At 67.8% G+C, this 12,379-nt stretch carries 14 protein-coding genes; 4 read left to right on the plus strand and 10 right to left on the minus strand.

The annotated features are described in order from the left end of the window. Positions 1-289: 289 nt before the first annotated feature. From K368_RS0113280 to K368_RS0113295, 4 genes are all read left to right on the plus strand, one after another. Positions 290-1,168 (plus strand): YicC/YloC family endoribonuclease, encoded by an 879-nt coding sequence (locus K368_RS0113280; protein ID WP_027172832.1) that lies wholly within the window; start codon positions 290-292, stop codon positions 1,166-1,168. A gap of 12 nt (positions 1,169-1,180) precedes the next feature. Beyond that, positions 1,181-1,834 carry a guanylate kinase gene (gmk, locus tag K368_RS0113285; RefSeq protein WP_027172833.1) on the plus strand — a complete coding sequence of 218 codons (654 nt, stop codon included), beginning with the start codon at positions 1,181-1,183 and terminating at the stop codon, positions 1,832-1,834. Between the two features lie 13 nt (positions 1,835-1,847). Continuing rightward, entirely contained in the window at positions 1,848-2,246 is a 399-nt protein-coding gene (locus K368_RS0113290; protein WP_027172834.1) for a glyoxalase superfamily protein, read from the plus strand. A gap of 143 nt (positions 2,247-2,389) precedes the next feature. Next, positions 2,390-3,196 carry an SDR family oxidoreductase gene (locus tag K368_RS0113295; protein WP_027172835.1) on the plus strand — a complete coding sequence of 269 codons (807 nt, stop codon included), beginning with the start codon at positions 2,390-2,392 and terminating at the stop codon, positions 3,194-3,196. A 7-nt stretch (positions 3,197-3,203) separates the two neighbouring features. Here the strand turns inward: K368_RS0113295 and K368_RS0113300 are convergent, their stop codons facing one another. From K368_RS0113300 to K368_RS26665, 10 genes are all read right to left on the minus strand, one after another. Further along, the gene (locus K368_RS0113300; RefSeq protein ID WP_051439870.1) at positions 3,204-4,280 is read right to left on the minus strand and encodes a lysylphosphatidylglycerol synthase domain-containing protein; all 1,077 of its coding nucleotides are present in this window, start codon (positions 4,278-4,280) and stop codon (positions 3,204-3,206) included. 192 nt (positions 4,281-4,472) lie between these two features. Then, positions 4,473-4,799: a (2Fe-2S) ferredoxin domain-containing protein gene (locus K368_RS0113305; RefSeq protein ID WP_027172837.1), complete on the minus strand. Its 327-nt coding sequence runs from the start codon at positions 4,797-4,799 to the stop codon at positions 4,473-4,475. 111 nt (positions 4,800-4,910) lie between these two features. After that, positions 4,911-6,275, minus strand: coding sequence for a sigma-54 dependent transcriptional regulator (locus K368_RS0113310; RefSeq protein WP_027172838.1), 1,365 nt, complete (start codon positions 6,273-6,275; stop codon positions 4,911-4,913). Positions 6,276-6,327: 52 nt separating this feature from the next. Then, complete coding sequence (gene fliN / locus K368_RS0113315) at positions 6,328-6,672, minus strand: flagellar motor switch protein FliN (protein ID WP_027172839.1); 345 nt, start codon at positions 6,670-6,672, stop codon at positions 6,328-6,330. Positions 6,673-6,719: 47 nt separating this feature from the next. Next, positions 6,720-7,313 carry a FliH/SctL family protein gene (locus K368_RS0113320; protein WP_027172840.1) on the minus strand — a complete coding sequence of 198 codons (594 nt, stop codon included), beginning with the start codon at positions 7,311-7,313 and terminating at the stop codon, positions 6,720-6,722. Beyond that, positions 7,310-8,359, minus strand: a complete 1,050-nt coding sequence (fliG, locus tag K368_RS0113325) for a flagellar motor switch protein FliG (RefSeq protein WP_027172841.1) — start codon at positions 8,357-8,359, stop codon at positions 7,310-7,312. Before fliG ends, K368_RS0113320 begins: the two co-directional genes overlap by 4 nt. Before the next feature lie 55 nt (positions 8,360-8,414). After that, positions 8,415-10,028: a flagellar basal-body MS-ring/collar protein FliF gene (gene fliF / locus K368_RS0113330; RefSeq protein WP_027172842.1), complete on the minus strand. Its 1,614-nt coding sequence runs from the start codon at positions 10,026-10,028 to the stop codon at positions 8,415-8,417. A gap of 253 nt (positions 10,029-10,281) precedes the next feature. Beyond that, positions 10,282-10,557, minus strand: coding sequence for a DUF1153 domain-containing protein (locus K368_RS0113335; RefSeq protein ID WP_018044452.1), 276 nt, complete (start codon positions 10,555-10,557; stop codon positions 10,282-10,284). Between the two features lie 104 nt (positions 10,558-10,661). Beyond that, entirely contained in the window at positions 10,662-11,342 is a 681-nt protein-coding gene (locus tag K368_RS0113340; RefSeq protein WP_027172843.1) for a flagellar hook capping FlgD N-terminal domain-containing protein, read from the minus strand. 10 nt (positions 11,343-11,352) lie between these two features. Next, on the minus strand, positions 11,353-12,330 hold the full coding sequence (locus K368_RS26665) for a flagellar hook-length control protein FliK (protein WP_245259573.1): 978 nt from the start codon (positions 12,328-12,330) through the stop codon (positions 11,353-11,355). Between the last annotated feature and the right edge of the window lie 49 nt (positions 12,331-12,379).

The following is a 12,379-nucleotide window of genomic DNA, read 5'->3' on the forward strand; positions in this document are numbered from 1 at the left end:
CCGCGTGCATACCCTCTCGCCGCTCGCGGCGACGGGATTCACAGATCAGCTCGACGACTGTTCTCTGTATCCAACGAGGGTTCGACATGCGTGACGGGCACCCTCTCCTGGAAGGAGAGCGCTGGGGTGAGGTGTGGTCCATCTCCGGAGAAGTCGCACACCTCACCCTGCCCCTCTCCTTCCAGGAGAGGGGACCCGAGCCGCCCGCCAGATGTATGAATGTCGTAGGGCCGGCGGGGAGAGGGCAATCCCGGCGACCGACCGCCATTCTCGACCACGGCTCTCGACCATGATCCTCTCCAGCATGACGGGCTTTTCCCGGGCCACGGGCATCACCGGCCCGGTCCAGTGGGCCTGGGAGGTCCGCAGCGTGAACGGGCGCGGGCTCGACGTGCGCCTGCGCGTGCCCAATGGCCTAGAGGCTCTGGGCGAGGTCGCCCGCACCGCCCTGCAGAAGACCCTGACGCGGGGCCAGTGCCAGCTCTCGCTCAACCTCACCCGGCCCGATGCCAGGGCGCGGGTGCGCATCAACGAGACCCTGCTGGCCGAACTCGCCGCCGCCATCGCCCGCGTTCCGCGCCCCGAAGGCCTCGCCCCGGCCTCCCTCGACGGCTTGCTCGGCATCCGCGGCGTCATCGAATCCGAGGACGAGCCGGCGGCGGAATCCGACACCCTCGCCCACGATCTCGCCGAGGGCGTCGTCCGCCTCGTGGCCGACCTCGTGGAGGCGCGCCGCGCCGAAGGTCGCCAGTTGCGCGCCATCATCGAGGGACAGCTCGTCGCCATGTCCCGCCTCCGCCAAGCCGCCGAGGCCTGCCCCGGCCGCCAGCCCGAGGCGGTGAAGGCGCGGCTGTCGGCCAGCATCGCCGCGCTGATGGAGGCTGGCGGGCTCGATCCCGACCGCCTGCACCAGGAGGCCGTCCTCATCGCCGCGAAAGCCGACGTTCGCGAGGAACTCGACCGCCTGAGCGCCCATCTCGACAGCGTCGGGGAGTTGTTGGCCAACGGCGGCGCCATCGGCCGCAAGCTCGATTTCCTGGCCCAGGAGCTCGGCCGCGAGGCAAATACCCTCTGCGCGAAGGCCGGAGACATCGCACTTTCACGGATCGGACTCGACTTGAAGGCCGTGGTGGAGCAATTCCGCGAGCAGGTTCAGAACGTCGAGTAGGTTTTTTCGGACATGCAGGCCACGACGATCGAGCGGCGCGGGTTCATCCTCATCCTGTCCTCGCCCTCGGGAGCGGGAAAGACGACGCTCACGCGCGCGGTCGCCAGTGACCCGAAATGGGGGCTCGACCTCTCGATCTCGGTGACGACGCGTCAGCGCCGGCCCTCCGAGATCGACGGCAAGCACTACAACTTCATCGACCGCGAGGCCTTCGACGCCCTGCGCGGCGCCGACAACCTCCTCGAATGGGCGGAAGTCCACGGCAATTTCTACGGCACGCCGCGCCGCCCGGTGGAGAAGGTCCTCGGTGCGGGCCGGGACATGATCTTCGACATCGACTATCAGGGCACGCGCCAGGTGAGGGCGAAGCTCGCCGAGGACGTGGTGACGGTGTTCATCCTGCCGCCGAGCCTCGCCGAGTTGCGCCACCGGCTCGAGCGCCGGGCCGAGGATTCGCCCGAGACCATCGAGAAGCGCCTCGCCAATTCCCGCATCGAGATCCAGCGCTGGGTCGAATACGACTATGTCCTCGTCAACGATGATCTCGACGATGCTTTCCACGCCTTGAAGGGCATCCTCACCGCGGAGCGCCTGAAGCGGGCTCGCAACACCGGTCTCGCCGACTTCGTCGATGGGTTGCTGGCCGAGCCCGATACGATCGCCTGAGGAGCATGAGGCGATGACACCGACGAAGGGGCCAGACGGCGAGATTCGCTTCGACCAGACCTGTCCGATCCTGCGGATCTTCGACGAGGCCAAGGCGCGCGAGTTCTACGTCGATTTCCTCGGCTTCACCCTCGATTGGGAGCATCGCTTCGGCGACGATTTCCCGCTCTACGCCCAGGTCTCGCGCGCGGGCCTGATCCTGCATCTCAGCGGACATCACGGCGATGCGACGCCGGGCTCGACGACCTTCGTCCGGATGGCCGGCATTCACGCCTTTCAGGCGGAACTCAGCGCCCGGAATTATGTCCATGCCAAGCCGGGCATAGAGAGCCTGCCCTGGGGGCTGGTCATGACGGTCACCGACCCGTTCGGGAACAGCCTCCGCTTCTGCGAGGATTCGGGGGAGCCGTAGTCGTCCACGCGCACCGGACATCCGCCCGCTCCGCCACATCCGCACAACCCGGAACACCCCCGGCCCGATCCGGGTTGGCCCGCACATGATCGATCGGAGACCAGATTGTCCCGGTCGGGCCAACGCGGTCAGCGGAGCGAGCGATGAATTTCGGCATCAAGGGACGGGTGGCGTTGGTCACCGGGGGCGATTCCGGCATCGGCCACACCACTGCCGAACTACTCCTCAAGGAGGGCGCCAAGGTCGTCCTCTGCGACAAGGTCCCCGAGGCGTTGGAGAAGGCGGCCGCCGGACTTTCCAGCCTCGGCGCCGTGGTGGCGGTGGCGGCCGACCTCACGGAGCGGGTCGAGGTCGAAGCCCTCGCGATCAAGGCACGAGAGGCCTTCGGTGAAGCGCCGACGATCCTGGTGAATGCCGCCGGCATCACCGGCGCCACGGGTGATTTCCTCGACCTGACCGACGAGGATTGGCTGGAGACGATCCAGACCGACCTGATGGCGGCGGTGCGAGTGACGCGCGCCTTCATCCCCGGCATGCGCGAGGCCGGGTGGGGGCGCATCGTCCTGTTCGCCTCGGAGGACGCTGTGCAGCCCTATGTCGAGGAACTGCCCTATTGCGCCGCCAAGGCCGGAATTCTCAGCCTCGCCAAGGGTCTGTCCAAGGCCTATGGGCCGGATGGCGTCTTGGTGAACACCGTCGCCCCCGCCTTCATCGCGACGCCCATGACCGACGCCATGATGAAGAAGCGGGCGGAGGACAACGGCACGTCCGTCGATGAAGCGATCGCGAGCTTCCTCGACGAGGAACGCCCCGGCATGGTGGCCAAGCGTCGGGGACGGGCAGAGGAGGTTGCAGCGGCCGTGGCTTTCCTCTGCTCCGAACAGGCCAGTTTCATCACCGGCGCCAATCTGCGTGTCGATGGCGGATCGGTGGCGACGATCGCGACCTGACGGGAGATCAGCCGCGCGGCGGCAGGATCGTCGCCCGGCGGGCCTCCAGGGTCTGCCATAGGATCAGGGAGGGCAGGCCGAGCACCACGTCCGGCACGCGCTTGGCCAACGACAGGGCGATGGCGGTGCCGGGATCGATGCCGAACAGGCCGCCCACCAAGACGAACCCGCCTTCCTGAACCCCGAGGCCGCTCGGCACCGGGAAGGCCGCCGATTTGATGGCCTGGCTCAGGGCCTCGATGATGATCACCTCGGCGAGACCCACGCCCCCCACGCCCATGCAGGTCAGCGCGATCCAGATCTCCGCGGCGCCGAGCATCCAGGCGAGGAGGTGGAGAACGACGCCCTGAAGCAGCAGGGGCCAGCGCTTCGGAGCCCAGACCGTGTCGAGGGCGCCATGCACACCCGCGTCGGTGGGCGCCGAGCCGGGCGCCGCCTCGTTCTCGTCGCGCAGGAAGCGCCGGCCGAGTTCGACGATGCGGCGCTCGACGCCGCGCATGAGCGGGCTGCGCTGGAACAGGAAGAAGGCGGCGAGCACGACGGCGGTGACGCCCAGCGCCCGCAGCGCCCAGGCGGCGAGGGACGCGGCGGACTCGCCCTCCATCTGCATCAGCAGGGCGACGCCGACGAGGACGAACAGGGCCTGCGTACCGACCTGGATCAGCATGTCCACGAGGATCGAGGCCGCGGCGAGCGTCCCCGGCACACCCCAGAAGGTGAGGAGCCTTCCGCCGACGACGTCACCTCCGACGGAGGCCACCGGAAGGAGCACGTTGATCCCGTCCCGCACGAAACGCAGGATGAGGAAGGCACCCGCCTCGGCAGTGGCCGAGAGCCGGTTCAGCACCCGCTCCCAGGCGAAGCCGCAGAGGGAAAGGACGACGACGCGCATCAGCACGATGCCGGACAACCCGACCATTCCGATCCGTCCGAAGGCATCGGCCACCGAGCCGAGATCGTGGGTCGCCACGAGCCAGATCGCCAGGCCGAGGCCCAGCACCGTGCCCAGGACGGGCAGGTAGCGCAGGACATGCCGCGCGCTTCCCGCCCGGGCGGGAGGAGGCGCCACGCTGTGGCGGGTCACAGGCCCGGAATTCCGAAATGGACGAGCGTCAACGGGGACGATCCTCTCTCAGCAGGTTTCGCGGACATGGCCCGGGTTCCGCGATGACAATCTGCGACACATCGAAGAGCCGGGCAGGGCGCTGCGCCTATGACACACAATCGAACTCGGACCGGTCCTATCGCGGCATTGGGGCTGAAATCGGAGACCGATTCACTCGGACCGGCGGGCGGGAGGATAGACCGTATCGAGGGCCTGCTCGGCATTGCCCTCGGGGTCGATCAGGACGATGCGGTTGCGCGACAGACTGAAGGAGGTGGCCACCGCCACGAACCGCTTCGGGCAGGGGCCGAGACAGCCAGTGGACACAACGCGGGTCACCCCGCCGAGGCCGCGCCTCTTCACCTCCCGCTTGAGCCTCCCCCGAATCTCGTCCTTCTTCAGGCCGACACGCTTGGTGCATTTCGCGCAGACCAGGACGATGTCGGAATAGCCGGACTTCGCCGTCCGAACGGTCGTGTCCTTCTCGTGCTTTGCCAAATCCGGGTGCCTGTTCCACATCGGGCGCACCAAGGAAGGCGCCGCCGCTACACCTAACCATGAGGGGGAAGGGCGGCAACGGGGCGTGACGCCTCGCCGGCTCCACGCCACTCAACCATAGGCAGCCACGGCCCTGACACTGCCGGGTTCGGCGACGCTGATGCCGGCATCGACATATTCGTTGAGCTTGTTGCGCAGGGTGCGGATCGAGATGCCGAGGATCTTGGCCGCATGGGTGCGATTGCCGAGGCAATGGTCGAGGGTGTCGAGGATGAGCTCGCATTCCACCTGCGCCACCGTCCGCCCCACGAGGCCGCGGGTGGCCGCTTCGGCCACCTGGGCGGCGCGCTCCACCGGTCCGGCGGAACGGGCGAAGGATTCGCCCTCGGGGGTCGAGATCGCGTCGGCGTCGATCTCCGCTCCCGTCGCCAGCAACACCGCCCTGTGGAGCGTGTTCTCGAGTTCGCGCACGTTCCCGCGCCACGGATTCTCGCGGATGATCGCCTGTGCCTCGCGGCTGAGAGACCGGACCGGCACGCCGTTCACCTCAGCGTATTTCTTGGCGAAATGCGTGGCGAGTTCGAGGATGTCGGCGGGGCGCTCGCGCAGCGGCGGCAGGCGCAGGTGCACCACGTTGAGCCGGTAGAACAGATCCTCGCGGAACGTGCCCTTGCGGACCTCGTCGATGAGGTTGCGGTTGGAGGTGGCGAGCACGCGGATGTCCACCTTCACCGGCGCGGTACCGCCGACGCGGTCGATCACCCGTTCCTGCAGGGCGCGCAGCAGCTTCGACTGCAGGCGGACATCCATCTCCGAGATTTCGTCCAGCAGCAGCGTGCCGCCATTGGCCTCCTCGAACCGGCCGATCCGGCGGGCGACGGCACCGGTGAACGCGCCCTTCTCGTGGCCGAACAGCTCGGATTCGAGGAGTGCCTCGGGGATCGCGGCGCAATTGACCGAAACGAAGGGCCGGCTCGAACGGGTCGACTTCATGTGGACGTGGCGGGCCAGCACCTCCTTGCCGGTGCCGCTCTCGCCGGTGATCAGCACGGAGGCTTCGGAACGCGCCACCTGCTCGGCGAGCTTGACCACCTTCTCCATGGAGGCGTCGCGCCAGACGAACGCGCGCCCATCCTCGGAGACCGCCTGCAGCACCGCGGCGATCAGTTCGGGATCGGGCGGCAGAGGGATGTATTCGCGGGCGCCGGCCTGGATCGCGGCCACCGCCGCCTTGGCATCGGTGGCGACGCCGCAGGCGACCACCGGGGTGCGGATGCGCTCGTCGGCGAGTGCCGACACGAGGTCGCGGATCGGCAGCGACACGTCGATCATGACGAGGTCGGCGCCCTTGGCGCGCAGGACGGCGAGACCCTGTGCCACCCCGTCCGCATGGGTCACGGCCGCGCCGCGGTTCATGGCGATCTTGGAGGCGGTGACGAGCTCGCCGCTCAAGCGTCCGATGATGAGGAGCCGCATGGTCTAGTATCCTGTGAAGGTGGTGCCTCGCGCAGCAGCGCGACGGGCGGGATCAGTGGTCGCTCTTGATGATCTCGGTCATCGTCACGCCGAGCCGCTCCTCGACGAGGACGACCTCGCCACGGGCGACGAGGCGGTTGTTGACGAAGATGTCGATGGCCTCGCCGACCTTGCGGTCGAGCTCCAACACCGCGCCCGCCTGGAGCCGCAGCAGGTCGCCGATGGGCATGCGCGACGAGCCGAGCACGGCCGAGACCACCACGGGGACGTCGAAGACCTGTTCGAGGTCGGCGGCGCTCTTCGGGGTCGTGGGCGCCTCGCGGATCGATTCGGAGCCGAGTCCGTCGAAGGACGAGTCGATGCCATTGAGCTGCGGCAGGCTGAAATTATCGGACATCACGGGCTTTCACTGTCGCGGGCGTTGCGGGGGCGATCGTCGACGGATCAGGATTCGGGAGGATGACCGATGGCTTCGAGCACGGCGGCCTCGATACGGGCGCGGTCGCGCACGACGCCGCCATCGGCCCATTCCATCCGGGCATCGCCGGGGGCGAGATCGGGCTCGCCCAGGACGATGAGGCGCCCTTCGAAGCCGCGTTCGCGGGCGAGGCTCTTCACGAGCGTCTCGGCCTCGTCCACCAGCCTGTCGTTCACGCGCACCACCAGATGCGGCACGCCGCGCAGGTGCTGCAGGGCCGCGCGCGCCGCGTCGCCGATGGCCGCCAGGGGCTGCGTGTCGAGGGCATCGCCGGCGATGCGTCGCGCCAGGGAGACGGCGAAGGCCAGGGCCTCCTCCTCACGGGCCGCATCCCGCGCGTCGGCCTGACCGATGAGGCCGGCCGCGGCGAGGCCGACGCGGGTGAGGGCGTCGGCCATGCGGGCCTGGGCCTGGGCCTCGGCCTGGGCACGGCCTTCCTGGACGCCGCGGGCATGGGCCAGCGCCACGGCCTCGGCCAGGGCCGCCGCTTCCTTCGGCGGGACGGTCGCACCCTCGCGAGGCCGGAAATCGGTGTCGAAGAGGAACCGGCGGGCGTTCAATAGACCAGTTCCTCTTCGCCGCTGGACTTGGCGATCATGATCTCGCCCTTCTCGGCCAGTTCCTTGGCGAGCTCGGTCATCTTGGCCTGGGCCTCATCGACGTCCTTGAGGCGGATCGGGCCGAGCGAGCCCATCTCGTCGGTGATGTTCTTGGCCGCGCGGGTGGACATGTTCTTGAGGAAGAAGCTGCGCACCCGCTCGTCGGCGCCCTTGAGGGCCCGGCACAGGGTGTCGTTGTCGACCTTGCGCAGGAGGGTCTGAACGCTGCCCGCATCGAGCTTCAGCAGGTCCTCGAAGGTGAACATGAGCTGGCGGATCTTCTTGGCCGAGCCGCGATTGGCCTGGTCCAGGGCCGCGAGGAAGCGGCCTTCGGTCTGGCGGTCGAAGGCGTTGAACACGTCCGCCATCAGTTCGTGGGCGTCCCGCCGCGTGGTCTGCGCGATGGTGGAGACGAACTCCACGCGCAGGGTCTCCTCGATGTGGCGCAGGGCCTCCTTCTGCACCGTCTCCATCCGCAGCATGCGGTTGAGGACGTCGATGGCGAAGTCCTCGGGCAGGATCGTCAGGACCTTCGCCGCGTAGTCGGGGCGAACCTTCGACAGAACCACCGAGACCGTCTGCGGATATTCGTTGCGCAGGAACGAGGCGAGGATCTCCGGGTCGATCTGCGTCAGGCTCGCCCAGACCCGCTTGCCCGAGGCGCCCTTGATCTCCGCCATGATCGCCGAGACCTGCTCGGTGGGAAAGATCTTGAGGAGCAGCGACTCGGTCCGCTCGTAGTTGGAGGTGATGCCGCCGCCCGAGGAGAGCCGCGAGACGAAGTCCACGATCAGCCTCTCGACGGTCTCCGCCTCCAGGGATCCGAGCTGGACCATGGCGTGGGAGACCATCTTGACCTCCTCCTCGTCGAGCATCTGCCAGATCGGCGCGCCCTCCGTCTCGCCGAGGAGAAGGAGAAGCGCAGCCGCGCGCTGCGCGCCGGTCATGGCGCTCAAGCCCGCCTTGCCGAGATCCTGATCCGGGATGACGGTCAAACCCGAGGCCATGCCTCACTCCTCTTCGCCGTTGCCGTTGCCGCTTCGAATGCCGTCGCCGACCCGCTCAACTGTCGTGAATCCAGTTGCGCAGGACCTCCACCGTCTCGCTCGGGCTGCCGCGGACCATGTCCACCACCCGCTGGACGGTCTCCGCCTGCACCTTGCCGTTCAGCTGAGCGAAGTCGACGAGGCGGGCGGTGGGGTTGTCGCGAGCCGGCAGCATCGGATCGGCGCCGGGCTCGCCACCAGCCAGTGCCGGCCCCGAGACCAGGATGGCCTGGGTCGGTTCGGCGGTGAGGACGCGGCGCACGAGGGGACGGACTACGGCGAGGAGAACGATCACCGTCAGGAGAAGGAGCACCGACAGTTCGACCATGCGCATCACGTCCTCCTTCGACGGAGCCATGAGCGACTGGATCAGCGAAGGCTCGGTGAACTCGACGGGCGCGGGCGTCTCGGCGAAACGCAGGTTGACCACTTCGACCTGATCGCCACGGTCCTTGTCGAAGCCGATGGCGGTGCGGACCAGGGTGGCGATCCGCTCGATGTCGTTGGCCGGGCGCGGCTGATAGACGGGGCGCCCATCCGCTCCCGGGACGTAGGCGCCGTCGACGAGAACCGCCACCGACAGGCGCTTCAGGCGTCCGCCTTCCTCGATCACCGTCTTGGTGACGCGGGAGATCTCGTAATTCGTGGTCTCCTCGTCCTTCTTCGAGGAATCCTTCGAATTGGGATTCGGGTTCGTCTGGTTGGCGCCCGGCAATTCGTTTCCGACGGTCACGGCGCCTTCGGTGCCCCCCGTGAGCGCGCTTTCGCTGCGGGTCTGCGTCGAGCGCACGACCTTGCTCTCGGGATCGAAGGTCTCCGAGCGGCTCTCTACGCGGTTCCGATCGAGTTCCGCCGTGACCTGGACCCGCGAGCGGCCCGCGCCGACGATGCCGGCCACGATCTCCTCGATCTGGGACCGCAGGCGGCGCTCGAGGCCGACCTGCTTCTCCTCCATGCCGGCGCCGGTCTCGGCCTCCGCGCCCCGTGCCCCGTCTGCCAGCAGGCGGCCGCGCTCGTCGACGATGGAGATCCGCTCGGGCTTCAGGCCCTCGACCGCGGAGGCGGCGAGATGGCGGATGGCGCGGACCTGGGACGGGTCCATGTCGCCGACGAGCTTGAGCACGATGGCCGCGCTCGGCATTTCGCGGTCGCGCTCGAACAGGCGGCGCTCGGGAATGACGAGGTGGACGCGCGCAGCCTGGACCCGGCCGATGGCCCGGATGGAGCGCGCGAGTTCGCCTTCCAGGGCGCGCAGGTGATTGACGTTCTGGACGAAGTTGGTGGACGAGAACGCATCGCCCTTGTCGAAGATCTCGTAGCCAACGCCCGTGGCGCTGGGCAGGCCTTTGCCGGCGAGGTCCATCCGTAGGCGGGGCAGGTCGGCGCGAGGCGCCATGATGGTCTGGCCGGCATCGCCGCGCGTCTCGTACTTGATGCCGCGCGCATCGAGGTCGCGGATGACGGCGCCCGAATCCTGCATCGACAGGTCGGCGAACAGGACACCCATATCGGGCTTCGACACGCGAAGGATCACGAAGGCGAAGAAGCCGATCAACGTCAGCGTCACGGCCGCCATGGCCGCGAGCCGCGCCGGTCCCAACTTCGTCACCACTTCGAGAACGGACTTCACGACGCGACGTACCCACCCGAACCCGAGCGACGGAAGGGCCGCGCTCGCTCGGCAAAATTTGCCCAGGTCGTGGTTAGCGTCCGGTTAACGATTTCCTTAACGCAGAGAAAAACGTCGGTCGGCGGTCGCGCGTCGCGAGCCGAGCCCGAAACAGAAAGAACCGCGCCCCGGGGAGGGCGCGGTTCTTTTTCAAGGCGATCGTTGCTCGAAGGAGACTTCCGGAACCAGGCCCGGATGCCGACCCTTCTCGATCTCAATGGCGGTAGTGCTGAATACGGGTGGTCCGCAATCCGGCCAGACCGTGCTGGTCGATGGAGAACTGCCAGCTCAGGAATTCCTCGGTGGTAAGGGTATAACGCTGGCAGGCTTCCTCAAGACTGAGAAGACCGCCGCGGACGGCAGCGACGACTTCGGCCTTGCGGCGGATGACCCATCGTCTGGTCGTGGTCGGCGGAAGATCCGCGATCGTCAGCGGGCTTCCATCTGGCCCGATGACGTATTTGACTCTCGGGCGGCTTGGTTCGGTCATGATACGCTCTACAACTCGACTGACCTGTCGAGCTTGGAAGCTACTTGCGCCCGCTTAAGATATGTTGAAGCGGATCGATTGCATCTGATTCGTTTTTTCCAGGATCATGTGGACAACCCGGTTCCGATGTTCTGCACGCTCGATATCGGCAGCCGCGAAGTGCCGATCAGCAGCACCGGTTCGCTGCCGCTGAGATCGACGCCGTCGACTTTTCCGGCGACCTGCGTGTCGACACTAACCTGTGCACCAGTGGCGTCGAAGGCATCGATCTTGATCGAGTAGCTGCCGTTTGCGGAGGTAAAACCGGAGGTGGACCGCCCGTCCCAGGCGAAAGTCTGTGCCCCGGCGGTCAGGGCTTTCGTCTGCGTCGCCACCACGTTGCCCTTGGCATCGCTGATCGTCATCGTCGCCTGTTTGGCGGCACGCGCCGGCGTCAGGGTCCAGACGGCCGAACCGTCCTTCAAGTTGGCGACGCGCCCGTCCGCCGTCACGCTCTGGCCGATGAAACCTGTTGCGGCGGCCGCGCTCGAGGCCTTCGCGTTGTTGAGGATCGAATCCAGTCGGTCGTTCGACTTCAGCTGCTGCTCGACGCCGGCATATTGCACGAGCTGCTGCGTGAACTGGTTGGTGTCCAGGGGGTCCATGGGGTTTTGGTTCTTGAGCTGCGTCGTCAGCAGGGTCAGGAACTGCTGGAAGTTGCCGGCGATCTCTTGCGAAGCGCCAGTGGCAGTCTTCGTGCTCGTGATGGCGGAGCTGCTCGAAGCTCCGGTGATGCCCGATGTCATGGCGGTCTCCTCAGATTCGGATGTCGATGCCGCCGGGGCCGCGCAGCATACGCAGGGGCACGGCGTCGTTCGAAAGGCGCGGGTCTTTCAGGTCGGAACCGGGCGTGCCGGGACGGCCATCCCGGCCACCCCCGCCATCCCGCTCGGCGCCGTTGCCCCCATTGGAGCCGGTGTCGCTGCGCAGGGACAGGTTGATGGCGGCATCCCCCCCATCGAAGCCGGCCTGTGACAGGGCCTGCTGCAGGTTGCCGACATCGCGCTGGAGCAGCGCCAGGGTCTCCGGCCTGTCGACCGTGAGATGCGCGGTGACGGTGCCGCTGTCCTTGTCGATGTCGAGATTCACGTCGATCCGCCCGAGATCCTTCGGATCGAGGCTGATCTCGAAACGGTTCGACCCGGCCAGCGACCGAAGCCCGATGGTCATCGGAACCGCGCCGAGGGGCACCGGCGCCGCCTGTGTCTGGGGAAGGGCGCCGGCGGGTTCGGGGGCGGGTGCGGGAATGTGGGCTGCCGGCACAGGGCTGAAGGGCGCCGCGGGGGCGGAAGGGAGATCGTCGGGGGTCACCGTCGATCCGGACGCGAGTTCGTCGAAAGCCTCGGCCGATGCGGTCTCGCGCTGGGAAGCAGCCGGGCGATCGGCGCCGGGTGCGGATACGGAGACAGGGCGACCGGAGGCAGCGTGCGAGGTGCCCGTGCCGGGTGAAGCGATTGCGCTCGCGTTCGGAGAAGCTGCGGCACCGGCCTGAATCGCCATCGCGGGTGCGTTGGCCGGAGGCGGAGGCGCGAGGAGTTCGGGCAGGTCGAGGGCAGAGATCGCCGCGGCGGCCGGGTTCCCTACCGTGCCGTTTGCCGGAACCGCCACTTCGTCGTTCCGCTCGTCGGCCGTCGTCACCGGCTCGGCGGCGACGGCCGGAGATGCGATCGCCGGAACCGGAGCGGCTGCCGCAGTCTCCTCCTGTATGGGCGAAGTTCCGCCACTCCGAGGCATCGGGACGGGAGCCTGGGTTGTCCGTTGCAACGTCGGCCCTGACGGCGTT

The sequence above is a fragment of the Methylobacterium sp. 10 genome (assembly GCF_000519085.1).
In the GTDB taxonomy this organism is placed as follows: domain Bacteria; phylum Pseudomonadota; class Alphaproteobacteria; order Rhizobiales; family Beijerinckiaceae; genus Methylobacterium.